The sequence below is a fragment of the Enterococcus sp. PLH-Efm8 genome, assembly GCF_053011625.1.
This window is the reverse complement of record NZ_CP172568.1, coordinates 1,803,508-1,829,295: the sequence shown is the minus strand read 5'-3', so window position 1 is coordinate 1,829,295 and position 25,788 is coordinate 1,803,508. Positions and strand designations below refer to the sequence as shown.

The window sequence follows — 25,788 nt, the reverse complement described above, 5'->3', positions numbered from 1 at the left end:
TATTTTTTTAGGGGGATGAGAAATGAATGTCTTTGATGCTACTTTAAAGAGATTAGAATACATATTTGAAGAATTTGACAAGGTGTATTTTTCATTTAGTGGTGGTAAGGATAGTGGGATAATGGTTCAGTTAGCTAATCTAGTTGCAGAAAAATTAGATAGAAATTTTGATCTATTAATATTAAATATTGAAGCAAATTACACAGCAACTGTTGATTTTATAAAAAAAATTGAACAGTTACCTAGAGTAAAAAATATTTATCATTTTTGCTTACCTTTTTTTGAGGATAACAACACTAGTTTTTTTCAACCTCAATGGAAAATGTGGGATCCAAGCGAAAAAGAAAAATGGATTCATTCTCTTCCTAAAAATGCCATAACTTTGGAAAATATTGATGACGGTTTAAAGAAATATTATTCATTATCAAATGGTAATCCCGACAGATTTCTTCGTTATTTTCAAAATTGGTATAAAGAACAATATCCCCAAAGTGCTGTATCATGTGGTGTAGGTATAAGAGCACAAGAAAGTTTACATAGACATAGTGCTGTTACAAAAGGTGAAAATAAATATAAGAATCGATGTTGGATAAATATAACTTTAGAAGGAAATATTTTGTTTTATCCTTTATTTGATTGGAAAGTTGATGACATTTGGGCTGCAACTTTTAAATGTGGACTAGAATATAATTATATCTATGAGAAAATGTATAAGATTGGATATAAGTACCGGGACATGAGAATATGTCAGCCTTTCGGATTACAACAAAGAAAAGCGTTAAATCAATTTGCTGAACTTGAACCTGAAACATGGGATAAATTAGTAAAAAGAGTAAGTGGAGTTAATTTTGGAAATATATATGGTAAAACTAGTCTTTTAGGATTAAATACTTCTCAAAAACCTTCATTTATGACTTGGCAAAGATATTCTATTTTTTTACTAGAAACATTAGGATTATATTCTCCTCTTTTAATGAATCATTATTACAGAAAGATATGTATTCTTTTTGCTTATTACAAGAATAAATATAATATGGATATCCAAGATATGCCAGATGAATCAAAAAGAAAAGATTGGATAAAAGATGAAAGACTTTGGAATGACTGGAAAGGGATAGCTAAAGCTTTAGAAAAAAATGACTTTGTTTTATCTACTAGAAATTATAGTTTAACGAAAAAAGATGAAGCTGAACTATATGAGATGTTTAAAGAATATAAAGACTTTTTGGGAATAAATCAATTAAAAGGAAAGAGGTACGAAAATATTGTACAAAAAATAGGAGGAATGAAATGAGCGAAATAGATATTAAAGTTTATATACCCCCATACAATAAACAAAATTTTTACAGTTTAATGGGGAAATATTTTGCTGAAAGAGTATATAGAAGAAAATTACCTTATTTAATAAATACACCTAGTACTATTTGGTTTTTGTTAATGAACAAGGAAAGGATAATTGGATTTTCTTCCATCCAAATTTCCAATGAGTTTATTGATATTGGAGATGTTTTTGTTGAAGATGAAAATGACGATACTCGAAAGTATCTATTGGAGAAGGTTTTATTTTTCATAGACAAGAAATGTGAAAGAAAGTGTGTACGAATTTCTTTAAAAAAAGATCAGTACTTAAATAATCTGAAACATTATTGTTTTAAACAATATAGAGAGACAAAGAATTATTTATTTTTTAGGAGAGAAATCAATGAACAAGATTGATATGCCTGTTTTAAATGTAAAAATGGTTCCAGTAGAGAAAATAAAAAGTAATAATTATAACCCAAATCATGTCGCTGAACCTGAAATGGAGCTTTTAGAATTATCGATTTTAAAAGACGGATATACACAACCAATTGTTTGCTATTATGATGATAAAAAAGACGAATATATTATTATTGATGGGTTCCATAGGTATTTAATTGGAAAAAGCAAACTTGATTTAAAAGAACTTCCTTTAGTTGTAATTGATAAGCCATTGGAGCAAAGAATGTCAAGTACAATTAGACACAATAGAGCTAGAGGGAAACATGAAATAGATAAAATGTCCGAATTAGTTCTACTGCTTGTCAATGAAGGATGGGACGATCATAAAATAGGGAAAGAACTAGGAATGGAAAAAGAAGAAGTTCTTAGATTAAAACAAGTAACAGGGTTGAAAAGTGCCTTTTTGAACCATGAATTTAGTGAATCATGGGATGAATTTGTAAAAAAAAATTATCCTAAACAAAAGGATGAATAAGTGGTAAAGATTTTTATAAACACGATTTTAATATAAACGTTCATTTTATTGTTGACAAGATATATTTGTTATATTAAATTATGTGTAAATCAGAATTATTTCTTTTAAAAAAATTTAAATTAGGAGTGATATTATGAAATTTTGTGAAACAAAAAAAGTATTAAATCAATTGGTAGCCGATTTAAGCGTATTTTCAGTAAGAATACATCAAGTTCATTGGTATATGCGTGGAGAAAGGTTTCTATTTCTACATCCTAAAATGGATGATCTCATGGAGCAAATTAATGATCAGTTAGATGTAATTTCAGAACGACTGATTACACTTGATGGATCTCCGTATTCAACTCTAGAAGAGTTTTTTACAAATTCCAAATTAGAAGAAGAAAAAGGCTCTTGGAATAAAACTATTGATGAACAAATTGATTATTTATTGGAAGGTTATAATTATCTTGTTTCGACATATGAAGAGGGGATTGAAACTGCAGGAAAGGAAGGCGATGACTGTACAGAGGATATTTTTATTGGTTCTAAATCAGAGCTAGAAAAAGAGATTTGGATGTTAAAAGCAGAGTTAGGTAACTCACCTGAGTTAGATAAATAGATACAGAACTTCAAGTGAATGGTTATGATATTTCCTTGTGAATAGGGAGTGTTTTTCAGTGTTTCTATGAATACTATAAGTGAGATTGATAAAAAAACAAAAACATCTAAGGAGAGATTTATTTCTACCTTAGATGTTTTTTCACTAAGTGATCTGTTTCAGTCGATAAATATAAGTGCAGGTAGATTTTAACAACTAATTATATCAAAGAAATAAGTATATAGTACTGTAAAAATATATATTATAAATTATCTTAACAAAGAGTTGATGGGAACATACACAATCTAATAGTATGTCAGATATGTATATAAAATTAGAAAACTGAGCGAAAGAAACATTGGAAGAATATTTTTTAACTATGCTCTTTTATATCTATATATAATATGAAAATATTATTTGGAGAAATAGATTCTGATGGACTGAGAAAAAGTATAAAAAGCTATAAAAAATATAAAAAGAAAAAATATGCTGATACACGTTGTATCTATTTTCATCCCGAAATTCCCATAAAGTGACAGCATACTTTATTCATTTAATCATGGTATAAGAAGCAGCTATTTCTACTTTTTGAGAACTTAATTTTAAGCTTGCGCTATATTTTTCGCTACAACATTATAAAAAATAAGTTAATATGCTTATTTTTTGCTTTGATAATTCTAATATACATTTTCAGGGGCAACTCCTTCCCCTGAGTTGCCCTTAGAGAGTGATATTGGGATATCCCTGAACCTATTATAGAAATACCAACATCTTAGCTCAACAAATTTGCTTTATATTGCAAAAAATGATCTAAATTATCTCTTTTTTTATCTATAGATTATTAAATGTATGGAAGAATTAAAAAAGAAATCATATTTCAAGTCCTAAGATTAACAACAAAGCTTATTATATATAAATAAAAACTGTTCAAGAATATTTTCTTATAAATAGTTTTATCTTATTTACAAATATAATAGAACTCAGTGGACTTATTCCCAGATAGTTTTTAGATAACACTGATAGTGAAATGTTGAAGCAAAATTAGCATTGATTACCTGTCTAATTTTAATGTTTTATAGTGAGTCTACCTGAAAATAAAAGTGCCTCATCATAATTGTTTCTTAAAAAATAAACGATCATTTTTTTATTGAAATTTCCGGAAAATTAATTTATACTTTTATCGAAAAACATTCTAATTTGAATGCTTTTTCTTTTTGTCTATAAAACATGAACGTTCATTTTGCGGTAAGGAGAGATGGGAATGTTTACTAGTTGTAAAGAAAAAAGATTGAAATTTGCAATTAGAAAGAAGAAAGGTGGTGGTGCTGCGTCCTTTATAATTGGCTGTTTAATTTTTGGAAACATATTTCTCAATGGCGCTATTGCTAATGCGTCTAGTATAGAAAATAGTTATGCAATAAGTGGTTTTGGTAATCAGACAAAAGGTGGGTATTTCTTATATAATAAGGGTATTAAAACTGAAAGTGTTATTGATAACCAAGTAGCTTTTTGTTTTGACAAAAACGTTATAGCTAAACTGAATGATCGTGGGTTTTCAAACCCTGGTTATCAATTATACAATGAAAAAGACGAACAACTCTTGAAAGTATATAGTAATGAAAAAATTAATAAAGTAAGAAATATCATGGCTTACGCTTGGGATAATTTTATTACTAAATATCCCTATTTAAATACTTATACAGCCGCTTCTAATGATGATCGTGCTTCTCTTGCCAGAGGAATTAGTCATGCTATTTGGGTAACCTTGGGACAAACAACAGAGAAAAAATCAAGAAGTGATTTAGGTGGCGTAAATACTAATGCTTATAAATTTTATAAAGAAGCTCTAAATTACAAGCCACTTGCAAAAGATATTAACAATTATGATATTAGTTTACTTATTCCAACTGACGACAATAATATTTTGCAGGTAAATGCTTCTCAATCATTAATAACGGTTAAAAAAATCGATCCAGATAAACCAGTAAATCCAGATCCAGAAACTCCGGTAACGCCAGAGACTCCAGATCCAGAAACTCCGGTAACACCTGAGACTCCAGATCCAGAAACTCCGGTAACGCCAGAGACTCCAGATCCAGAAACTCCGGTAACGCCAGAGACTCCAGATCCAGAAACTCCGGTAACACCAGAGACTCCAGATCCAGAAACTCCGGTAACACCAGAGACTCCAGATCCAGAAACTCCGGTAACACCTGAGACTCCAGATCCAGAAACTCCGGTAACGCCAGAGACTCCAGATCCAGAAACTCCGGTAACGCCAGAGACTCCAGATCCAGAAACTCCGGTAACACCAGAGACTCCAGATCCAGAAACTCCGGTAACACCAGAGACTCCAGATCCAGAAACTCCGGTAACACCTGAGACTCCAGATCCAGAAACTCCGGTAACGCCAGAGACTCCAGATCCAGAAACTCCGGTAACGCCAGAGACTCCAGATCCAGAAACTCCGGTAACACCAGAGACTCCAGATCCAGAAACTCCGGTAACACCAGAGACTCCAGATCCAGAAACTCCGGTAACACCTGAGACTCCAGATCCAGAAACTCCGGTAACGCCAGAGACTCCAGATCCAGAAACTCCGGTAACGCCAGAGACTCCAGATCCAGAAACTCCGGTAACACCAGAGACTCCAGATCCAGAAACTCCGGTAACACCTGAGACTCCAGATCCAGAAACCCCGGTAACGCCAGAGACTAGTAATTATAAAACTCTACAAATACAAAAGAGTAAGGTGAATTATAAATCTGAAACAAATAAAACTCTTCCAAAAACTGGAGAGGCAAAATCATCTGGAGTATTTGTAGGTATAATAGTTTTATTGACTTCTATTTTTGCTGGATTTAAATTAAATTTGAAAAGAAAAAAAGGATAGAAAATAGATCTGAGATAGAATACTTAGTGTTCTATCTCAGGTTGTAATTATGTTTTATATCACTCAAGTATTAAGGAGGGATTATGATAACTTTAGAAGAGAAATATATATAATCTTTAGGCAAGAAATGTATAAGAAAAGAGTCTATTTAAATCATAAGTATATTCAAGATACTGAATCTCACGCCCAATGTTTAATATGCTTGGCCGAAAAAACGTATTATATTATTCATTATTCAGAAATACTTATTGGTTGATTTTTTATTTTTTCTAGGGACAAAGACTTGTAATTAAAGAAACAGGAAATAAAAAACGAAAAATTAAGTCTTCTTTAACAAAAAAAACATTGGAAGATAAGAAATTTTCAATAGAAAAATCTCATCTCTCAAAAAAAATATTATATACAATCGAAAAAAATTTTTTATATCGATGATAGTAATTTTTTGTCTAGTGGATTAAATAATACTAGTGTGAATTTTCAAATATTGTTAGTTAATAGTTTTTATGGTTTCTAAAAGGATTGGAGGTAAGAAATAATATGTTTGTGAGATAAGAATCATTATTTAGTACATCTTCTTATAAGCAGGGAACTTATTTCTAGAATTAAAAAACTTGTATAAAAAATAAATTGAACATTCATTTTTATTTGACTTGAGGATTTTTACTTGATAATATTATATCGTAAACTATTTTAATTTATAAAGTGAACAGTCTATTTTTTTATACAAGTTACTCACTTTGATAGTTTCAGATATAGTAATTGGTTAAACTTATCGTATTAGTTTAACTAAAGTTAGTGAGATAAATGAAATGAAAGGAGAATATTCTAGAAATCAAACTGCCAAAATCTGTGTCAAGTTTAATTTATAGGTTTTGTTTAATTGTAAAGTTCCATAGAATAATAAAATAAAGAATTATATTCACAACGTAATCTAAGAGGTGGAATATGCGAAAAAGCTTGAAACTACTATTAACTATTGTTTTACTGCTGTTTTTTTTTCCTTTAGCACATACGTTAATTACAATGCAAAGTGTGGTTAGTTTACCATTTTATTTACTACCATTTACAAGTTACCCATATATTGGTAATAACATGGCTCAATTTTTGTTTTGGCTTAGTGCCGTTTTGCTAACATTCTTATTTATTATTTTAATTATTGTATTATTTTATCCTAGGATAAATAATTATATAGAAAAAAAGACCGATACTGGAAAAATAGCAATTCAAAAAAAAGCAATTGAGAATTTTGTATTAATCGCAGCAAAAGAAGAGCCTTTTATTGTTGATCCAACGGTAAAAGTTGTAATTAAGAAGAAAAAAATAAAAATCTATGTACGGGGAAAAATACGTAAAGCTTTTCAAACAGGGGAGCGACAAACCTCCTTTATAAGGAAAGTAAACACTAATTTGAATGCCTTATTTGGTGCAGAACAAACAATACTAACTGAAATAAAATTCAATGATTATCATGAAAGAAATAAAGAAACCAAATCAAAAGTTTTATAGGAGAAAACAATGAAAGAATTCATAGAGAAATATAAATATCCGCTCATTTTTGCATGTGTAGGACTACTATTAGGATTATTAATTCTCACGTTAGGACTTTTTAAAATAGTGATAATAACAATACTTACTGTATGTGGTTTTTATTTAGGTATCTATTTAGAAACTATTGGATTTTTTGACAAATAAAACTAGTTAATAACCGTTTTTACGGTAAAAAATAAATTTTTATTTTTAGTCTAATGGTGATAAGTCAAGATGAAATTTAAGATTTTCTTTATTGAGTAATATGTTTTGAAGCGCACGAAACTAGACCCGATCAAAATCAAATTTTTTTCGGGTTGATTCAAGGATTTGCGTCAATAACGGATTGTTATTTCTCTATCACACTCCTTGGTGGCGTATAGAGTTGGTGTTTACGTAGTAGCGTATCCACCAGACGCGTAAATTTTCTTGCGGTTAGGACGAGTGCACGTTTGTGTTGATGCTTTGGAACCTCCTTATATTTACTTTGATAAAAAGCTTTGTATTCAGGAAGATAATTTTTTACAGAGTTGGCAGCTTCAACTAAGTAGTATCTAAAATATCGATTTCCTTGTTTTGTCAGAGGTGTATTTTGCGACTGATAGTTTCCAGATTGGTTCACTTTCCAACTTAATCCAGCGTATTTTGCCAATTTTGTCTGATCTTCAAATCTTTCGATTTGACCAATTTCAGCGATTAAACCGGCAGCATAGACTTTACCAACGCCTGGAATACTGGTTAAGCATTGATATTCTGGAATGACAACAATTACTTGTTCGATGGCTTTATCTAATTCTTTGATATTTTTTTCAAGTGCTCGTATTTCTCGTACGAGAACACTTAAAACAACATTAATTGATTCTTGTGCAAGAGCACCTAGGCGGTAACTCATGGTAATTGCACGTTGAATTGCTTTAGCGATTTTTTCTGGTTGCTTGAAACGGCCTTTTCCTTTTTCTTGAAGTAAATCACAGAAAGCTTCTAAAGGAAGCTCAGCAAGTTCATCCAATGTGAAATCTTCCGTCATGAGTGAAATGAGGGTTGCACTAAAAAGACTCGTCGATTCGTCTCGCATTTCTCGAGCAAGCGTATTACATTTGTACGTTAGATTTTCAAGAAAATGTTGCTTTGTACGAATCAATTGCTTAATAAGTTGATAGCGAGTACGTGTTAAACGCTGTAAGGCCATGTATTTCTCTTCTTTGATAGGGGAAGTTGTGAATCGTTGAATACGCAAGAAATCAGCGATTCTTAATGCATCGTTTCGATCAGTTTTATTCTCATCAAACATGCGACTAAATTGTTTCACCCGAAAAGGATTTTCAATCGTTACAAGTGTGTTGAGCTTCTTTAGTTTCTCATCTTCATGAAAAAACATGGAAGGATGGAAGCTGTACATGGACGTTGACTCCATGCCAATCACAATTTGATCAAAGTGGTAGCTGTCATTGAATTCAAGAATTGTTTCTCGTATGAATGAAGCACCTTCGATGTCATTGGCAACAGAGATTTCAGATAAGATAGACAATTGATTGTCGTCTGTTAAAAAACAAACATCTAGTTTTTCAGAGCTAACGTCAATACCGACAAATAATTTCATGGAAGAAGGACCTCCTTTCGATATAAATTTTGGAAAATGCTTCGATACTGTGGGATTTCCCAGAAACTCACTGTATAGCCACAACCTCGCCTAATAGAATACGGTGATAAAAGAGCTAGAAGCTGCCTTCCAAACTACTATTTGAAAGTCTAGTCCATTATCGAAACAGCTAATGAGTTGGTAGTGATAACAGTGGTTCGGGTAACAGACTAAACAGGGTAGACAAACGCTACAGGAGGAAATAGCAAATTCCCGTTGGATCCTTTCCATACATCCATTGTACTCTGAGAAATCACACAATATCGAAACAAATTCCGTTAGGAATGTGTTATTCAATAAATTTTATAATCTAGAAACATTTTGAATAAAAACTATTAGACAAATGATATTTTACGAGGAGGAAAACTAATGGATAATAAAACAAACAATACAAAAACAGAAATTAAAAAGAATGATATATCAAAAGCTTCTGAAGCTATTAAAGGAGAATTGGTTTTTGAAGATAAAGTAATTCAAAAAATAATCGGTATTGCATTAGATGAAATTGATGGGCTTTTGACAGTTGATGGAGGATTCTTTTCAAATATAGCCGGAAAATTAGTAAATACAGATAACACAACTTCTGGAGTCGATGTTGAAGTAGGTAAAAAACAAGTTGCAGTAGATCTTTCAATAGTGGCTGAATATGGTAAAGATGTAACTACAATTTATGATAAAATTAAGCAAGTAATCTCAAATGAAGTTAGGAAAATGACTGGCTTAGATGTAATTGAAATTAACGTAAACGTCGTAGATGTAAAAACAAAAGAACAATACGAAAAAGATTCAGTTACCCTACAAGATCATCTTACTGATGCAGCTTCTGCTACTGGAGAATTTGCTTCAAAACAAATTGAGAAATCAAAAGAAGCTTTAGGAGTAGCAAGTGAAAAAGTTAATGATGGTGTACAAAACGTAAAAGAAGCAACAGAACCTCGTGTAAAATAGTAACTTCCTTTCTGTAATATACAACATATAAAATTGAAAGACTAAATTTAAGGCTCTTAGATATTTTAATGTAGATATAGAAGAAAGAACTGAAATATAATAAAACCAGTTAGGTATAGGACTTAACTGGTTTTAGTTTCTTTAAGTGGGAGATCAACATCTGAATAAGCATTTTGTGAAAGATGTAGAAATCTTTATAGCTGTTGGTTACTCATTTTGTATTTCTTATTTAGTTCTTTTGTCTCTTTCTAGTAAATCTTTACAATATTTTAGTTCTCAATTTATATTATTTAAAAATTTTATTATCGTATAAACCATTATAAAAGGGCTCTTTGTCAATAAGGACTGATGGGTTGTACAAAATCAAATCTGGGTCAGAATGAACCTCATTCTGGCTCAGATTTTTTGTTATCTTACTTTGATTAATTGATTGATCAAAAAGATTCTAATTCTCATGTTCTCAAATGATTTAAATCCGTAGGATACTCGTTTCATTGTCTTTATATGGGTATTCTTCGCTTCTATTTTTCCATTGGTGTAAGGATAGATCATCGCGTTGGTGATGCCTTCTTCATAGGTCAGAAGGTTTTGGAGCTTTTCCCGAAAGCCGTCATCTAACGTTTCGGGAAGTTCTGCCAATAAGGAGAAAAATAAGTCAGGGTCTTTGTCTCGAAAGGCTTCAACTAATTCATGAAAATAGGGATACGCCTCCTTCAGGGACGTAGAAAAGCCAAGCAATCGATCAATCATCATCGCTTCCGTAAGAAATGGGTATTTTGGTGCTCGAAAACTTTTCCATGTTTTGTATTCATAATGGTTGATGTTTGCACGATTTTTTAGCAAAAAGCGCCAGTTCTTTTTCAGTTTTTCTGCCTGACTTTTCTGTCCTACTTTACGAAGTTCATTCATTTCACGGATACGCAACTCATTAAAGGCTTGATTCATGTGTTTGATAATATGAAACCGATCAATCACTACTTTCGCATTTGGCAGAATACGTTTGGTAAGCTGGAAGTAGGCGGCGTTCATGTCTGTGACTAAAAATTTTACTTCTTCAGGATTAGCGCAGCCTAAGAAATAGCTTGTTAATCGAGGCAATTTACGCGTAGGCAAGACATCAATTAATTGTCCTGTTTCGCCATCTGCGCAAATAAAGCTCATTTTATCTTCTATGGAAGCGTGCGAACGAAATTCATCAACCATCAATACTCTGGGGAGAATCCTCTTAGATTGCTTTGGTAAGTAGCTTTTAAACTCTTTCAACGTACGAATAACGGTGGTCAAAGATACCTGACAATTTTTCGCAATAAAAGATAAAGATACTTTTTCAGTCAGTAAAGAAGCAATTTTATATCTGACATGATTCGCGATTGAATGTCTGGGTTGAACAAAATAACTTTGAGCCGTCCAATGGGTTCGACAGTTTTTACAGGTATAGCGCTGCTTTTTTAAGCGCATAACCAAAGGCATGTGATTGTATTGTTCAAAGCGGACAATCGTTTCCTTCTTCCCATTTTTCACTACAATTACTTTCCCGTTTCCATCTACCACAGTAGAACCACAATTTCTACAGGTATGGGGAGCAGGTGAGAAAACAGCATCGACGATCAACGTCTTTTTCTTCTGAAAGGTCTCGTAAGAGACCTCTGTAATCATCAAATCTTTCTCTATTAATCGCAGCATTTTTTTGATAGAATCATTCATATAGCATATCGTCCTCTCAGTTGTTTATTTTGTCGTGATTTAATCATACTAGAGAACGATATGTTTTTTAATACCTAAAATAAAAATGGGGCTGAAGAATCAATTCTGATTCATCAGTCCCATAAATTATAGAGCCTATAAAAGCTGTTAATCAAAACAGTTATCATTATTGAAAAATCTTTCTGATTTAATTTCAGAGGAAAAGAAAATCAATAGCGTTATTAGGAAATCCTAGTGACGCTATTGACTTTTTTATAGATAGAAGGGCTAATTATTTAGTTCTTTTATAATTGTTTTAACACAAGAAGCTTTATTGCTTCTATTTTGTTATTTATCACACTATATCGTGAAATACTGTATTTTATTTGGTTGATTGTCAATAGATATGGTGTAGTAGAGGAATGGATTTGAGTCAATATCTTGGACACATTTTAGTAGAGACGGTTAAGCCATTTTTTCTTTTGCTAATTCTTCAAATTCCTGTGGGGTTAGATAGTGAATCGAGCTATGGATTCGATTTCGGTTATAAAATCCTTCAATGTAGCTAAATAGCGCTCGATTTGCTTCTTCAAAATCTGAGTAGCTAGTCGTGTAGACTTCTTCTTTTTTCAATGAGGCATGGAAAGATTCGATTCCAGCATTATCATAAGGTGTTCCTTTTCTACTATAAGAATGCCTTATTTTGTTGGTTTTAAGCCATTGTTCCACTTCTCTTGCTGTGTATTGGCTGCCCAAGTCAGTGTGTAGAATCATTCCTTCTGGAATGTGATAATGTATTTTTGCTTTATTCAATGTTTGAATGACACAATCCACAGTCATTCGTTTTGAAAATGTATAACTAATAATTTTTTTCGTGTGTAAATCCATGATTGAAGATAAGTAACACCAACCATTTTTCTTAGTAGGAATGTACGTAATGTCAGCTGCCCATTTCTCACAGATCGTTTCAGTAGAAAAGTCCTGATTTAAGAGATTCTCTTTTAAAATGATCGGTTTATTAGACCTTTGAGGTCTATATTTTTTAACTACAATCGACCTTAAATTTAATTGTTTCATTAGCTTTTGGACATGTTTAAGAGATACTGAAATCCCTTCTTTTAATAAAACTTGATGGATCTTTGTGGCACCATAGCGTTGTTTATTCGTAAAAAAAATTGTTGAAATCTTCTTTTTCAACTTATTATTTCTGATTTCTGTAGCTGTCAACGGTTTATTCTTATAAAAATAATAGACACTTCTAGGGATTTCTAATAACCGACACAACAAAGAAACAGTGTAATCCTTACACCATTTTTCAATAAATTGAACAAGCGAATTTAGGTTTTCCGAGAGAATATGGCTGCGGCTTTTTTTAAGATTTCAAGTTCCTCATTTAAACGAGCATTTTCTTTTCTCAGTTCAGCTACTTCTTTTCCAGTCAGTCCTGTGGACTGATCAGGTAAATATAAATTCTTCCATTTGTAAATCGTTGCTTCAGATAAGCCATATTCTTTCGCTAACCCTCGAACAGAACGTCCAGTTTGATTCAGTTCAATAATCATTTGTTTAAAATTTTCTTCATATCGGGTCATAAAAATTCATCCTCTCGTAGATAAGTTTAATTTATTCTTGTCTCTACGAAAAGCTGTCTAAGATTTGATACTAACACCAGAATTTAGTGAAATGGAAGAAGATAAAAAACAATAAGATTATCTGAAATAAAATATAATCATAGATAATCTAATAAATAAAGAAGCACAAAAAGCTGAAGAATAGAAGAATATAGTTAATATATAACTAATTAATGTTCACATGTAAAACCTATTTTCGAAAATACAAAAATATAAAACAAGATATATAACACCAGAAGTTGAATAATGGTATTACTTGGAATAACAGTACCTTTTTCCTTTTTTAATTTTTTGGATAACCTAAGTTGTGTTTAAGATATGTCTCTTTATTAAAATAAATGTATCATTTGTAAAATATAAGTTTTATTTTCAATTATCTGGCTACAAAGTAAGCATGGGGAGCGTCAATAATTTTGTGTAAATAAATTGTCCTCCTGCAAAATAATTAGTTACTCAGTAAACATTGAAACTAATGTATCGGTTACCTGTTGAAAACCTTTATGGCTTCTGTTTAGAAATTTTTGATTGTATGTATCAAAAATGCTGACTAGAAAGCGTTCTAGTGATTCTTCATTTTGAAACTGCTCTTTTCTACGGCTGTATCTTTTAATTTGCTTATTGAAAGACTCGATTAGATTGGTTGAGTAAATGGTTCTACGAATGCTAGGTGGAAAATCATAAAAAGTTAATAAGTCTTGGTTTTCTATGAGTGACTGCGTCACTTTAGGATAGTTTTTCTTCCATTTCTCAATCATGCCGGATAAGAAGGTATTCGCTTCTTCTTTTGAGTTAGCTTGATAAACAGCCTTAAAGTCATCACAGATTTCTTTTCGGTCTTTGACACGTACTTTATGAGCGATATTACGAGATACATGGATACAACAATGCTGATATTTTGCTTTAGGATAAATTTGATGGATAGTATCTTTCATGCCTTTTAAGCCGTCCGTAATAAAAAGCAAGACTTCTTGAACTCCTCTGGAGTTAATATCCTGTAGCAGCTCATTCCAAACGTATGTTGATTCAGTTGGAGCAATCGCATAACTCAGTACTTCTTTAGTGCCGTCTTCTCGTATACCAATGGCAATATAAATCGCTTCTTTGGATACGGTTTGACGTTTTAGTGGAATGTAAGTAGCGTCCATAAAAATAGCGACATACTTATCATTTAAGGCTCTGGATTTAAAGGCATTTACTTCTTCAGTCAGAACTTTAGTCATGTTGGACATGGTTTGTGGAGTATAGTGATGACCGTACATTTTTTCGATCAAATCAGCAATTTCAGACATCGTAACACCTTTTTCGAATAAATGGATAATAGTGGTTTCCAATGTATCGTTTGTTCTTTTGTAGGCTGGTAAAGTTTGTTGTTTAAACTCACCATTACGATCTCTAGGTATTTCCAATGTTAATTCACCATATTCGGTTTTGATTGATCGAAAGTAAGAACCGTTTCTCGAATTACCTGAATTAAAACCAGTGCGATCATATTTTTCGTAATCTAAAAAAGCCGTTAATTCAGTCCGTAGGAGTGTGTTTATCGCTTTTTCTAAGTGCGAACGGAATAATTCATTTAAATCGCCTTTAGTGACTAGAGTTTGCACAATTTCTGTAGTAAAATCATTCATAGGGAAGTCCTCTTTTCTGTGAATTGGTTGTCGTTAACTTTATTCTACAGAAGGGACTTCCTTTTTTGTATGGATTTTTTCATTTACACAAAATATTTTATACTCTCTAAGCATGAAAAACATATCATTATGAAGAGTAACCTGAATAATTCATACTTTTAATTAAAACCATGTGAAACTGCCTCACGGCAGCTTACAATTACTTTTTCATCTTCACCCGTTAAGTGATGAAAAAAGAACCCCTTTCTGCTATGGTTAAAGTGACTAAACCAACCAAAAGAAAGGAGTTCTTTTCATGACTAGCTTACACAAAAACCAAGTAAAATTCAATTCAAATATCACTATTTCTCATACAGGTGGTCAATTATCGAGTGATTCGGGTCTCGTCCTAGTGAAAGAGCTGATGAACATCTTTGGTTTTTCTGAACTGGCTAAGCAACACATTCACATTGAAGACGAACGAGCGTATTTTACTCATGACAACTTATCCATACTTGAGCAGTTCATTATGCAATTAATTGCTGGTTACTCAGCTGATTCTGCAGCTAATCTCCTGAGACAAGATCCTGTGTTTAAAGCTGTTTTAGATAGGAAAGAACTCGCTTCTCAATCTTCACTTTCCCGATTTTTAGATCGACTATCTGAGGAGAATATCCATGAACTTCAAGCTTTGAACCAAGAACTTATCGATAAAGCACGCCTCATCCGTAATGATACGGAATTAATCATTGATTTAGATTCGACCCATTCAGATACATTTGGTCACCAAGAACAAACGAATTATAATACACACTACCAAACCTATGGTTACCATCCATTGGTAGCTTTTGACGGATTGACTGGTGACTTCTTAAAAGCTGAACTACGTTCAGGAAATCAATATACATCAAAAGGCGTAAAGGAGTTTCTCACACCTTTATTAGAGCACTATAATCACTCTCTACCAAACACTGACATCTTGGTTCGTGGAGACAGCGGGTTCGCTACACCTGGTGTGTATGATTCGTGTGAATCAAAAAAGAGTCATTATGTTATTCGACTGAAGAATAATCGTAGACTAGGTCAAATAGCTGAGAAATCAGTACTTTATGGCGATAATCAAAAGTGGGAAGAACGAGAAGTTCAGTACTTCTCGACCACTTATCAAGCACAATCCTGGTCACAAAGTCGTCGCGTGTGTATACGCTCAACACGTGAAGCGGGCGAACTACTCTTTCGACATGAATTTATCGTGACGAATCTATCAGAAAATGTTTCTCCTGATACCATCTTTTCTATCTATGCCAAACGTGGCACAATGGAGAACTTCATTAAAGAAGCGAAAGCTGGCTTTTACTTTGACAAAACAGACAGTCCTCGCTTTTTGGAGAATCATGTCCGAATGATGCTCAGCTTGATAGCTTACAACTTAGTCAACTTCTTAAGAACGATTGGCTTTGAAGAAGTCCAAAAGGGAATGACCATTCATTCTATTCGATTGAAGTTTCTGAAAGTTGCTGGGAAATTAGTCCAAACGGGTAGACGAGTCTATCTCAAATTATCTAGTTATCATGTGTATCAGAATGAATTCTACAGGGTCTTTGCTCGCCTGAGGCGAGCCAGTCAATGGATCTAATCCAACAATCTAACGATTTTTTTACTGGGAAGTTATCCAGGGAGAAGTATGCTCAAAATGCCTTACACCCAAAATTTATTCCTCAATATTTTTGAACAGTGAATGTTTGAAGTAACTTTTTAGTCAAAATCAGTTGATAGGGATATTAGTGATACATATTTCAATAAAATGTGCCAAAGAATTAAAGCTATGAATTATTCAGGGAGTAATTAGATAATTAAAGAAATCGATATTTACCGTCTCTTTTTTATAACTGATTTATTCTAATGGTAAAGTCTTTTTTCTTTCTTTAGTCATATTCGCAAACTAGAAATGAATAGTCATATTGAATTTTTTTTAAAATTATTTTAACATATATATTATGAAACATAATGATATTATTTCTCTTATTTTTATAAAATGAACGTTTGTTTGGATAGGCTACAATTAACTAGACAGAAAAATTAAGGTGTGTAAAATATAAGAAAACACACTGGAGGAATTGTTAATGTCAGAAAGAAAACCACGTCGAACGTTTACTAAAGAGTTTAAAAATCAAATGGTTCAGTTATATGCGTCAGGGAAAAAGAGAACCGATATTATCAGAGAGTATGATTTAACCCCGTCTACTTTTGATAAATGGGTGAAACAAGCAAATACCTCTGGCTCATTTAAAGAAAAAGATAACTTAACACCTGAACAAAAAGAGTTAATTCAATTGCGAAAGCAAAATAAACAACTCTTGATAGAAAATGATATTTTAAAGCAAGCGGCGCTGATATTCGGACGAAAAGACAAGTAATTGATGCAAATAAGCACAAATACTCGATATCAGCCATGTGTAAAGTACTGGGTATTGCAAGAGCCACCTATTATTATCGAGAAAAAGAAACGACTCAAGGCGCAGTAGAAGCAAAATTAGAAGAAGCGGTGGAAGAAGTTTTTCAACAAAATAGACGAGCATATGGTTCACGCAGAATCAAGAAACGCCTTGATAAGAAAAATCTCATTTTGAGTCGTCGAAAAATTCGTCGCATCATGAAAAGACGAGGATTGAAATCCAGTTACACGAAGCCCAAATATCGCGTACATTCGTGCCAAAGCAATCAAAAGAAAATTGCGAATCACTTAGATCGAAAGTTTACTCAAACAAAAGCATTGTCAGCGGTTGTCACGGATTTAACTTATGTTCGGGTCGGGACAAATTGGGCTTATATTTGTTTGATGATTGATTTATTCAATCGTGAAATTATTGGCCATTCTTGCGGAAATAAAAAAGATGCGCAGCTTGTAAAAAGGGCCATTCAAAGCATTCCTTACTCACTTCAAGAAATCGAACTCTTCCATACGGATCGTGGAAAAGAATTTGATAATGAATTGATTGATCTTATCTTAGAAACATTTGGCATTCAACGCTCCTTGAGTAAGCCTGGATGTCCATATGATAATGCCGTTTCAGAAGCGACTTACAAAGCTTTTAAGACGGAATTTGTGAGTCAATATCAATTTGAAACGATGGCACACTTAGAATTAGAATGTTTTGATTATGTCAATTGGTGGAATCATCATCGGATCCATAGTTCTCTTGGTTATAAAACACCAATTGAGGTACGCTATGCGGAGGTTGGCGTAGCGAACCCTTGATAATGAGCAAGAATCGGTTACCTTCTGTTCGAGCGGCTTATTTTATTCAAAGTGAGCACGCCGCTAAGAAAACCGATTTGAGGAGGCTCGTTGTCAAGGGCAACTGGATATGGTGTCATAAACAGACCTTATAATTTTTGTCTAGAAAAGTGTTGCCATTCCATACATCTAGAGTTATTTTATATCCCCTTGAAAGTCAGGAGTCTTGTAAAGAATAATGAAAATATTAAGACTTCTGAAATTAAGTCGGGTCACACTTCTGTAAATAGTTCAGACGAAATTATTAGTAGTAGAAAAGTAAATGGTTGGAAAATGATTCAATTAGGAGAAGCTTTAAAAAATGAGCGGTCGTTTTTATAAGGTTAATATGGTATACTTAGTTATAATATCTTTTTTGAGGAGATAGCTATGTATAAAACAGCAAATGAATTATTTAATCGATTAAAATCAGAAAAAAAAGAACTCATTTTAAACTATATCTTAGAAGAATTTGGAAGAGTTGGTTATGAATCTGCTTCAGTTCGTAAGATTGCTGATAAGGCAGATTTAAGTGCAGGATCATTATATCAGTACTTTAACAATAAAGAAGGAATGCTAAGAGTAGCAATAGAACACGTTTTTGTTATTTTAGATGAATATATTAATAATATAAACAATGCTCCTTTAAAATTAGAAAATCGTTTAGAAGTAATGTTCGAAACAATCTTAGAATTAGGAAGAAAACATCCTGAATTGATTGTTTTTTATAATAAAATTCCTGGTGACGAACAAATGACAAGCGAGTGGGTTAAACAATTTTACAATAACACTAGTTTTTTCAAAGTATATTGGCATACCGTAAATGAATTACAAGATGAAAAAGAAATAAGTGATAAAATTGATCCAGTTGTCTACACGTTCATTATTGATACGATGATGTTATCCGGAGAATTACTTCAAAATACGCAATATCAAGAAATAAAAGCCAAAATTTTTCTAGAAGACTCAATAAAAAGTTCATTAATATTAAAAGAAAATGTTATCGAGACGCTAACTGTACTTGCAAGGGGGTAAGAGTCTATGACAATAAGTAATAAGAATAGCATGCGAGAAGAAATTATAATTATTGCTATAAAGCATTTTTCTAAATTTGGTTATGAGAAAACAAGACTTTTAGATATTGCTAATGAAGCTAAAACTAGTACTACTACTGTATATAGTTTTTTTAAAACAAAACATGATCTGTATGAAGCTGCAGTGGAGTATGATTTAAATATAATAAACCTTGAACTTGAAAAAATTGTTAAGGAAAGTTCTACACTCGATGAATATATTATAAATATAGTTGAAAGAGTACGATTAAATTCTGAAAAGAAACAATTGTTTTTGAATTTTTTTATGCTTATTTCGACCAATTCTGGCCAAATAAAAAAAATAGATATTATAGAAGAATTTGAAAGAAAAAAATTTTCTTTCTATTTTAAATTTATAGAATCCCCTAAGGTAAAAGATCGCTATACATTATTGTTTATAGATAATTTAATTACTATTTATATCTATTCATATTTTAATGTATTTTATCGAAAAAAATTATTGCTTTATCTATCTTTATATCAACAAGATAAACAATCTATAGAATTTGAAGAGGATCTGCTAAAACATCTGAAAATATTGATAAGAACAAGACTTTTTATTGATAAAAACTGATGTCCTTTTTTTCTCTGTTCATTGAATTATATAGATGATAAATGTAAGTGGTTAGACATCTCTTTTGTCTAGCCGCTTTTTTGCTTTATGAAATAGATTTGTTATATTTAGATACTGACTAAAAAAGTGTTTTGTATTTTATTGCTAAAAGTTGTCAGTTATCTTTGATAATGATTATTGTATATTGAAAGCTGTTCATCATATTCCTATAAAAAGAATTTTTTCAAAGTATTGATGGTTGATACTTTTCTTTCTAACACTTCATCTAAAGGTAAGATGAAAGTTATTTGTGCAAATTGTGAGTCCCACTAATTAATTGATATTTCACCTAAATATAAATTGCTTCAATTAATACTCTATTTAATCTAAGCTTTTATCTAAGATAGAGCGTAATACTCTTTCACGTAATTCCACTGCATTAATATTGTTTTTCTGTTCATAACCTTGTACAAGTAAATCACAAAGGTACAATTGAGAGATTTTCCCTGCCAAAGAACCACCATTTAAAAATTCTTCGATTGCTGTTTGTAAAACAACATCTGCTGTCTGTCCTATTGGAGAATGAAGGTAATTGGTAATTGCTAAGATCTTTGCACCATTTTTTTTTGCAATTTCTACAGAATCAAAGGTATCTTTTGTTTTTCCGGATAATGAAAAAGCAATAATCACATCGTCTTCTTCCATCAAAGAAGCTACTTGAGCTTGAAAATGAGGATCCAGAACAGCTTTTGCTTGAACTCCTACTCGTAAGAACATACTTTCTAAATCAAGGCTTGTATTTCCACTAGAACCCACCCCAAATATATAAAGATTTTTTGCTTGACTGATGAGTTGGATTGCCTTATCTAGTTTTTTTTCATCTAGTAAATGTGCTGTAGAATAGAGCGCCTCAGTTAGATGAGTAGCAATTATATCGTAATATTTCTCGCTTGACGGATATTCTTTTTTTTTACTGAAATCTTCTTTTGCAATTTCGATCTTCAAATCAGAGAAACCAGAAAATCCTAATTTTTGGCAAAAACGAATAATCGTTGCATCCCCAACTGTGGTTTTTTCTTTGATATCGCTCATTGTACTATAAATAATTGCTTTCCCAGAATCTAAGATTAAATCAGCTACTTTTTTTTCAGATTTAGTCAATAAAGGATAATGCTCTTTAATTAAATAGATGTAATTCATATGAACTCCTTTACAGTAAAAAATTTTACTCCATTATACTCCAAAAAGATAAAAAAATCTCCAAATTTATCCATTTTTATACTTTACATCAATGAAAGCGCGTGCTATATTTTATTTGGAGTTATTATCCGAAAATTAATTTAAAGTGGAGTGTTTAGGAGAATGAAGAAACAAATATTTTTAGATGCAATTTCAGGTGGACTGATTGTTTCTTGTCAGGCATTACCTGGTGAACCATTTTATAAAGAAGAAGGAGGTCTTATGTCCTATTTTGCTCTAGCTGCTGAAAGAGCTGGTGCAGTTGGTATCCGAGCAAATTCTGTTCGAGATATTTTAGAGATTAAAGAAAAAGTTTCTCTACCTATGATTGGGATAATTAAGCGAGATTATCCTCCTGAAGAACCATTTATTACCGCAACGATGCGTGAGGTCGATGAATTAGTTGCTACTGGTGTAGAAGTTATTGCGCTAGATTGTACGCTGCGCAAACGCCATGATAATTTGTCTATCAACACTTTCATTACTCAGATCAAAGAAAAGTATCCTGAACAATTATTAATGGCAGACATCTCTACCTTTGAAGAAGGTAAAAATGCCTATGAAGCTGGCGTTGATTTTGTCGGAACCACGTTATGCGGATATACTAATGAAAGTAGAAAGCAAGAAGGGCCAGCGATTGACTTGATGAAACAGCTCGTTCAAGCAGAAATTTGTGTTATTGCAGAAGGAAAAATCCATACCCCAGAGCAGGCAAAAAAAATTAGGGAATTAGGTGTTTCTGGAATCGTAGTTGGTGGCGCGATCACTCGTCCACAAGAAATTGCAGAACGTTTCGTCAATGCATTGAAGGAGGAAGAGAAAAATGTTTAAAAAATTTTCACAACTAGGTCGGGCATTTATGTTGCCGATCGCTATTTTACCTGTTGCTGGTTTACTTTTAGGTCTTGGCGGTGCACTGACAAATGAAAGCGCCATAAATGCTTATCCCATATTAGCTCAACCGTGGCTTCATACGATTTTGAGTATCATGAGTTATGCTGGTAACGCCGTTTTTGCTAATTTAGCATTGATATTTGCGATTGGTATCGCAGTGGGGCTTGCAAATGGTGACAAAGGAACTGCTGGTTTAGCTGGTGGTGTTTCTTACTTAGTTTATACAGCAACAATTAGTGGTTTTCTTGAATTATTTTCTGTCAAAGATGCAACTCTTGATACTGGAGTTGTAGGTTCAATTGCCATTGGCGGAATTGTCGCATTTTTACACAATCGCTATAGAAAAATAGAATTACCGCAGTTTTTAGGATTCTTTGGTGGTTCACGTTTTATTCCAATTATTTCTAGTTTGGCTGCAATTATTATTGGTTCCTTCTTTTATCTAATTTGGCCACCGATTCAGAATGGATTAGTTGTTGCTGGAGAGCATATTGCTCAAATGGGGAGTCTAGGAACATTTCTTTATGGATTTTTACTTCGTTTAACTGGTGCTGTTGGTCTTCATCATACAATTTATCCACTTTTCTGGTACACTTCGTTAGGGGGAACTGAGAGTGTAGCGGGAATTACAGTTTCTGGGGCACAAAATATTTTCTTTGCTCAATTAGCTGATCCGAATCACACAGGCTTATTTACTTATGGGACTCGTTTTTTTGCTGGAAGATTTGCCACGATGATGTTTGGCCTTCCTGCTGCTTGTTATGCGATGTATCGTGCAATTCCTAAAAAAAACCGTAAGAAAAATGGCGGTCTTTATTTCAGCGGTGCATTAACTTCGTTTTTAACAGGAATCACTGAGCCTGTAGAATATATGTTTCTGTTTGTGGCTCCATGGCTTTATGTCATCCATGCATTTTTAGACGGCCTATCTTTTTATTTTGCGGATATCCTGAATATTCGAGTAGGAAATTCTTTTTCAGGTGGACTAATTGATTTTCTATTATTTGGTGTACTTCAAGGAAATGACAAAACTAACTGGCTTAAATTGATTCCTTTTGGACTTGCTTGGGCTATTATTTACTTTATCGTTTTTACTTTCTTTTTAAAAAAATTCAAAGTAGCGATCCCTGGTATGATAGAAGAAAAAGAGGTAGTCTCTGAAATTAACTTGAATAAAAATACTTCTTTGCATGAAGAATCTTTAATGATTATAAAAGCACTTGGCTGTGAAGAGAATATTGAATCTGTTGAAGCCTGTGCAACTCGCTTGCGTGTTGCTGTGAAGAATGGACAAAATGTTGACAAACAAGCTATAAAACAATTAGGTGCTACTGCAGTTTTTGAGGTAAAAGGTGGGATTCAAGCAGTTTTTGGAGGAAAAGCTGATTTACTTAGTCAAGAAATCAATCAAATTTTGAAAAGAGATAATTAGGAGGAATTTATATGATTAAGTTTTTAAGAAAGAAAAAACAAGTGGAACTATTTTCTCCATGTTCGGGAAAAGTTATTCCTATATCAGAAGTAAATGATCCAGTTTTTTCACAAAAATTATTAGGGGAAGGTTTTGCTGTTATTCCAGAAGAGCAGACAATTTATGCTCCTTTAGCTGGTCAGGTCACAACTATCTTTCCAACAAAACATGCTATTAGTATAAAGAGTAATTCAGGAATTGATTATTTGATTCATATTGGGATAGATACAGTAGAATTAGAAGGAAAACCTTTTTCAATTCTTGTTGATGAAAAAGAATATATAACACCTGAAAATCCACTAGTTAAGGTTGATTTTAAACAGCTTGAATTGGCTAAAAAAGACTCATCAGTAATCATTTGTTTTACTGAATCTAGTCAAATTGATAATCTCGATTTATATACAGGAAGAGTTTTACATGGTGTTCTTTGTGGGTATTTAAATTTATCATAATGATTAATAGTTAGATTAATAAGATCTAATTATTAGAAACTCATTGGTGAAGTTTTAGAGTTTAAAGAAGTAGTATATAAGTTGTAACTTTCTCAATGTATAATAATTTTGATTGACAAGAGATTAATGTGATAGTTTTGAAAAATGAAATATGATTGGAGTGAACCTCGTTTTATTAAGTTTTTGATTATATGATTTTAGTCAGCTCGCCCACGTGTAGAAACAAAAAGATATACGTTTCTATACGTGGGCGAAGCTGTTTTTACTTTTAATAGCGATAAAAGTTTAGTATATAATTTAGATGAAATTGTAAAATTTTACCCTAAAGTATAGGCCAAATGGATAATAAGCAAGCATGCTTTGATTAAACAAAAAGACAATTGAAAAAAATTGAGAATATTTGATAGATTATTGAGTTAGAAATAGTTTAAGTAATAAGCATTGTATTAATTTTTTTATCTCTTGAAAAAGAGGTAGAGCGGTGAGAAATTCATAACTATATAAAAAGCTCTTTTTAAGGAGAGAGTACTGGTGAGCCGTCTAGTATGTTAAAATTTCTCCATTTCACATACTAGTTTCCACTAAATTAAATTAATTTTTTGCATAAGAGCTGAGTTTCAACTTTTCAATATTTAAAAATTTTTGAATTGAAAACGAAATTGCTCCACTAAGAACAGGATTCCACTCTATAGGACTGTTAATGATATGAATTTCTTTTGTATATTGATTATTCAAAAAATTTTTGATTATATTAATTATGTTCGGAATTTTTTTTGTTAAAGGACTGTTAAAAATCACTAACTCAGGAGCATAGAGCATAACTATATTGTTAATTCCTATCGATAAATAGTATGCATATAGTTCAATCATCTCTACAACCTTTTGATCCTTGTTGCTATAAAGATATTCCACTATATCCGAATTAATTTTATCTAGTTTTTTTTCTTTGGAAATCTCTTGGTAAATTACTTGAGTAGAGCAATATTTTTCTAAACAACCATAATTACCACATTCACATTTTCTGCCATTTGGAAATAGAATTGTATGTCCCAACTGACCAGCATATCCTTTATTACCAATGTCAAGTTTACCATTTTTTACTACTCCAACGCCTATTCCACTATGAAGACTAATTGATACTAAATTCTCGATATCAGAAGAAAAAGTATATTCACCTAATGCAGATAAGTTTGCCTCATTTTGTAAAAAAACAGGAAAGCTATACTCTTGATTTAATAATTTTACTAGATCAATTTCCTCAAGACCGTTATAAGTTGTACTAAGTACTTTATTATTTAGAACTTGTCCTTGAACAGCAATTGTCATACCGATTATTCCATGTCGCGTATAAGGAAGATTATCGGTGAGTTTTTTTATAATTTTACGAATTAACATTTGTATGTTGTCTTTACTAACATAAGTATCAGTAAGCTGTATTCTTGCAATTTCTTTTCCATCTAATGAAGCTACCATTCCATCAATGTAATTATATCCTAGATCAATTGCAATTGCTAAGCCCGAAGATACTCCATTAAAAGTTAACATAATGGGTTTTCGGCCACGATTTGTTGCTTCTCCAATTCTATTTTCAATTACAAGCGAGTCATCGATCAATTTATTGATAATAGAAGATACAGATGCTTTGTTTAAAGAGGTTATTTTACTCAATTCAGCTCTAGATATTTCTTTATGTCTAATTATTTGATTAAGTATTTTTGCCTCGTTTTGTTCTCTAATTGTATATTTACTTGAAATCATTAATTTCTCCTCAATTTAAAAATAAAATAGCCTATGCAAAAAAAATATAGCGTTTACAGTTGACATTTTAAATAGCTTATTTTATATTTTATTTATTAATTAGTTTAACGTACAAACAATTTTAGTTCAAGTAATTAAGTGTTTTTTGTTATTAGTTTTTTTTTTGATAATTAGTTTATCGAGAAAACAAATTAAAAAGCAGAATTCTAGTCAAAATACTTAAATTAAATTGATATGTATATGTATGCGATTACAATTGCTAGTGTTGTAATAAGAGTTAACTAATTAAGAAGAAAAGGAAAGTGG

20 protein-coding genes and 1 pseudogene are annotated in these 25,788 nt (G+C 32.0%); 15 read left to right on the top strand and 6 right to left on the bottom strand.

Annotated features, from left to right (window positions below):
• Positions 1-22: 22 nt before the first annotated feature.
• The 7 genes from ACIFUW_RS09130 (at position 23) to ACIFUW_RS09100 (ending at position 7,401) form a co-directional block, all read left to right on the top strand.
• Entirely contained in the window at positions 23-1,294 is a 1,272-nt protein-coding gene (locus ACIFUW_RS09130) for a DUF3440 domain-containing protein (RefSeq protein WP_060815484.1), read from the top strand.
• A complete protein-coding gene (locus tag ACIFUW_RS09125; RefSeq protein ID WP_060815483.1) occupies positions 1,291-1,716 on the top strand; it encodes a hypothetical protein in 426 nt (141 codons plus the stop codon). Before ACIFUW_RS09130 ends, ACIFUW_RS09125 begins: the two co-directional genes overlap by 4 nt.
• On the top strand, positions 1,703-2,236 hold the full coding sequence (locus ACIFUW_RS09120; RefSeq protein WP_113850079.1) for an IbrB-like domain-containing protein: 534 nt from the start codon (positions 1,703-1,705) through the stop codon (positions 2,234-2,236). Before ACIFUW_RS09125 ends, ACIFUW_RS09120 begins: the two co-directional genes overlap by 14 nt.
• 133 nt (positions 2,237-2,369) lie before the next feature.
• Positions 2,370-2,837: a Dps family protein gene (locus ACIFUW_RS09115; RefSeq protein WP_060815481.1), complete on the top strand. Its 468-nt coding sequence runs from the start codon at positions 2,370-2,372 to the stop codon at positions 2,835-2,837.
• Between the two features lie 1,240 nt (positions 2,838-4,077).
• Positions 4,078-5,709 (top strand): LPXTG cell wall anchor domain-containing protein, encoded by a 1,632-nt coding sequence (locus ACIFUW_RS09110; protein WP_447224276.1) that lies wholly within the window; start codon positions 4,078-4,080, stop codon positions 5,707-5,709.
• Between the two features lie 945 nt (positions 5,710-6,654).
• Entirely contained in the window at positions 6,655-7,215 is a 561-nt protein-coding gene (amaP, locus tag ACIFUW_RS09105) for an alkaline shock response membrane anchor protein AmaP (RefSeq protein ID WP_060814997.1), read from the top strand.
• Between the two features lie 9 nt (positions 7,216-7,224).
• The gene (locus ACIFUW_RS09100; RefSeq protein WP_071870196.1) at positions 7,225-7,401 is read left to right on the top strand and encodes a DUF2273 domain-containing protein; all 177 of its coding nucleotides are present in this window, start codon (positions 7,225-7,227) and stop codon (positions 7,399-7,401) included.
• A 184-nt stretch (positions 7,402-7,585) separates the two neighbouring features.
• Here the strand turns inward: ACIFUW_RS09100 and ACIFUW_RS09095 are convergent, their stop codons facing one another.
• Complete coding sequence (locus ACIFUW_RS09095) at positions 7,586-8,836, bottom strand: IS110 family transposase (RefSeq protein ID WP_002297404.1); 1,251 nt, start codon at positions 8,834-8,836, stop codon at positions 7,586-7,588.
• Positions 8,837-9,244: 408 nt separating this feature from the next.
• On the opposite strand from ACIFUW_RS09095, the gene ACIFUW_RS09090 reads away from it, so the two are divergent.
• On the top strand, positions 9,245-9,823 hold the full coding sequence (locus ACIFUW_RS09090; protein ID WP_060814996.1) for an Asp23/Gls24 family envelope stress response protein: 579 nt from the start codon (positions 9,245-9,247) through the stop codon (positions 9,821-9,823).
• 408 nt (positions 9,824-10,231) lie between these two features.
• Here ACIFUW_RS09090 and ACIFUW_RS09085 read toward each other — a convergent pair whose 3' ends face one another.
• From ACIFUW_RS09085 to ACIFUW_RS09075, 3 genes are all read right to left on the bottom strand, one after another.
• Complete coding sequence (locus ACIFUW_RS09085; protein ID WP_002297185.1) at positions 10,232-11,527, bottom strand: ISL3-like element ISEfa5 family transposase; 1,296 nt, start codon at positions 11,525-11,527, stop codon at positions 10,232-10,234.
• A gap of 444 nt (positions 11,528-11,971) precedes the next feature.
• A protein-coding gene (locus ACIFUW_RS09080) for an IS3 family transposase (protein ID WP_098381422.1) occupies positions 11,972-13,098 on the bottom strand; the annotation gives its coding sequence in 2 pieces (ribosomal slippage) (positions 11,972-12,870 and positions 12,870-13,098; 1,128 coding nt in all).
• Between the two features lie 488 nt (positions 13,099-13,586).
• Positions 13,587-14,765, bottom strand: a complete 1,179-nt coding sequence (locus ACIFUW_RS09075; RefSeq protein ID WP_000997695.1) for an IS256-like element ISEf1 family transposase — start codon at positions 14,763-14,765, stop codon at positions 13,587-13,589.
• 295 nt (positions 14,766-15,060) lie between these two features.
• On the opposite strand from ACIFUW_RS09075, the gene ACIFUW_RS09070 reads away from it, so the two are divergent.
• The 4 genes and pseudogenes from ACIFUW_RS09070 to ACIFUW_RS09055 all read left to right on the top strand — a co-directional run bounded on the left by ACIFUW_RS09070 (position 15,061) and on the right by ACIFUW_RS09055 (position 19,689).
• A complete protein-coding gene (locus ACIFUW_RS09070) occupies positions 15,061-16,380 on the top strand; it encodes an IS1380-like element IS1678 family transposase (RefSeq protein ID WP_000202380.1) in 1,320 nt (439 codons plus the stop codon).
• A 487-nt stretch (positions 16,381-16,867) separates the two neighbouring features.
• A pseudogene (locus ACIFUW_RS09065) lies at positions 16,868-18,058 on the top strand (IS3 family transposase).
• 353 nt (positions 18,059-18,411) lie between these two features.
• Positions 18,412-19,056 (top strand): TetR/AcrR family transcriptional regulator, encoded by a 645-nt coding sequence (locus tag ACIFUW_RS09060; RefSeq protein WP_154731870.1) that lies wholly within the window; start codon positions 18,412-18,414, stop codon positions 19,054-19,056.
• A 6-nt stretch (positions 19,057-19,062) separates the two neighbouring features.
• On the top strand, positions 19,063-19,689 hold the full coding sequence (locus tag ACIFUW_RS09055) for a TetR/AcrR family transcriptional regulator (RefSeq protein WP_060814990.1): 627 nt from the start codon (positions 19,063-19,065) through the stop codon (positions 19,687-19,689).
• A gap of 360 nt (positions 19,690-20,049) precedes the next feature.
• On the opposite strand, the gene ACIFUW_RS09050 is transcribed toward ACIFUW_RS09055, so the two are convergent.
• A complete protein-coding gene (locus ACIFUW_RS09050; protein ID WP_060814989.1) occupies positions 20,050-20,868 on the bottom strand; it encodes a MurR/RpiR family transcriptional regulator in 819 nt (272 codons plus the stop codon).
• A 162-nt stretch (positions 20,869-21,030) separates the two neighbouring features.
• On the opposite strand from ACIFUW_RS09050, the gene ACIFUW_RS09045 reads away from it, so the two are divergent.
• From ACIFUW_RS09045 to ACIFUW_RS09035, 3 genes are read left to right on the top strand one after another with little or no spacing between them, the layout of a single operon-like run.
• Positions 21,031-21,738 carry an N-acetylmannosamine-6-phosphate 2-epimerase gene (locus ACIFUW_RS09045; RefSeq protein ID WP_060814988.1) on the top strand — a complete coding sequence of 236 codons (708 nt, stop codon included), beginning with the start codon at positions 21,031-21,033 and terminating at the stop codon, positions 21,736-21,738.
• Complete coding sequence (locus ACIFUW_RS09040; RefSeq protein ID WP_139914076.1) at positions 21,731-23,233, top strand: PTS transporter subunit EIIC; 1,503 nt, start codon at positions 21,731-21,733, stop codon at positions 23,231-23,233. Before ACIFUW_RS09045 ends, ACIFUW_RS09040 begins: the two co-directional genes overlap by 8 nt.
• An 11-nt stretch (positions 23,234-23,244) precedes the next feature.
• Positions 23,245-23,724: a PTS sugar transporter subunit IIA gene (locus tag ACIFUW_RS09035; RefSeq protein WP_127341873.1), complete on the top strand. Its 480-nt coding sequence runs from the start codon at positions 23,245-23,247 to the stop codon at positions 23,722-23,724.
• A gap of 591 nt (positions 23,725-24,315) precedes the next feature.
• Here ACIFUW_RS09035 and ACIFUW_RS09030 read toward each other — a convergent pair.
• Positions 24,316-25,482 carry an ROK family transcriptional regulator gene (locus ACIFUW_RS09030; protein ID WP_060814985.1) on the bottom strand — a complete coding sequence of 389 codons (1,167 nt, stop codon included), beginning with the start codon at positions 25,480-25,482 and terminating at the stop codon, positions 24,316-24,318.
• Between the last annotated feature and the right edge of the window lie 306 nt (positions 25,483-25,788).

Coding starts and splice junctions, on each gene's coding strand:
- ACIFUW_RS09035 (WP_127341873.1), top strand. CDS start 23,245: ATGATTAAGTTTTTAAGAAAGAAAAAACAAGTGGAACTATTTTCTCCA.
- ACIFUW_RS09115 (WP_060815481.1), top strand. CDS start 2,370: ATGAAATTTTGTGAAACAAAAAAAGTATTAAATCAATTGGTAGCCGAT.
- ACIFUW_RS09095 (WP_002297404.1), bottom strand. CDS start 8,836: ATGAAATTATTTGTCGGTATTGACGTTAGCTCTGAAAAACTAGATGTT.
- ACIFUW_RS09045 (WP_060814988.1), top strand. CDS start 21,031: ATGAAGAAACAAATATTTTTAGATGCAATTTCAGGTGGACTGATTGTT.
- ACIFUW_RS09090 (WP_060814996.1), top strand. CDS start 9,245: ATGGATAATAAAACAAACAATACAAAAACAGAAATTAAAAAGAATGAT.
- ACIFUW_RS09070 (WP_000202380.1), top strand. CDS start 15,061: ATGACTAGCTTACACAAAAACCAAGTAAAATTCAATTCAAATATCACT.
- ACIFUW_RS09040 (WP_139914076.1), top strand. CDS start 21,731: ATGTTTAAAAAATTTTCACAACTAGGTCGGGCATTTATGTTGCCGATC.
- ACIFUW_RS09120 (WP_113850079.1), top strand. CDS start 1,703: ATGAACAAGATTGATATGCCTGTTTTAAATGTAAAAATGGTTCCAGTA.
- ACIFUW_RS09130 (WP_060815484.1), top strand. CDS start 23: ATGAATGTCTTTGATGCTACTTTAAAGAGATTAGAATACATATTTGAA.
- amaP (WP_060814997.1), top strand. CDS start 6,655: ATGCGAAAAAGCTTGAAACTACTATTAACTATTGTTTTACTGCTGTTT.
- ACIFUW_RS09110 (WP_447224276.1), top strand. CDS start 4,078: ATGTTTACTAGTTGTAAAGAAAAAAGATTGAAATTTGCAATTAGAAAG.
- ACIFUW_RS09125 (WP_060815483.1), top strand. CDS start 1,291: ATGAGCGAAATAGATATTAAAGTTTATATACCCCCATACAATAAACAA.
- ACIFUW_RS09100 (WP_071870196.1), top strand. CDS start 7,225: ATGAAAGAATTCATAGAGAAATATAAATATCCGCTCATTTTTGCATGT.
- ACIFUW_RS09050 (WP_060814989.1), bottom strand. CDS start 20,868: ATGAATTACATCTATTTAATTAAAGAGCATTATCCTTTATTGACTAAA.
- ACIFUW_RS09055 (WP_060814990.1), top strand. CDS start 19,063: ATGACAATAAGTAATAAGAATAGCATGCGAGAAGAAATTATAATTATT.
- ACIFUW_RS09085 (WP_002297185.1), bottom strand. CDS start 11,527: ATGAATGATTCTATCAAAAAAATGCTGCGATTAATAGAGAAAGATTTG.
- ACIFUW_RS09030 (WP_060814985.1), bottom strand. CDS start 25,482: ATGATTTCAAGTAAATATACAATTAGAGAACAAAACGAGGCAAAAATA.
- ACIFUW_RS09060 (WP_154731870.1), top strand. CDS start 18,412: ATGTATAAAACAGCAAATGAATTATTTAATCGATTAAAATCAGAAAAA.
- ACIFUW_RS09075 (WP_000997695.1), bottom strand. CDS start 14,765: ATGAATGATTTTACTACAGAAATTGTGCAAACTCTAGTCACTAAAGGC.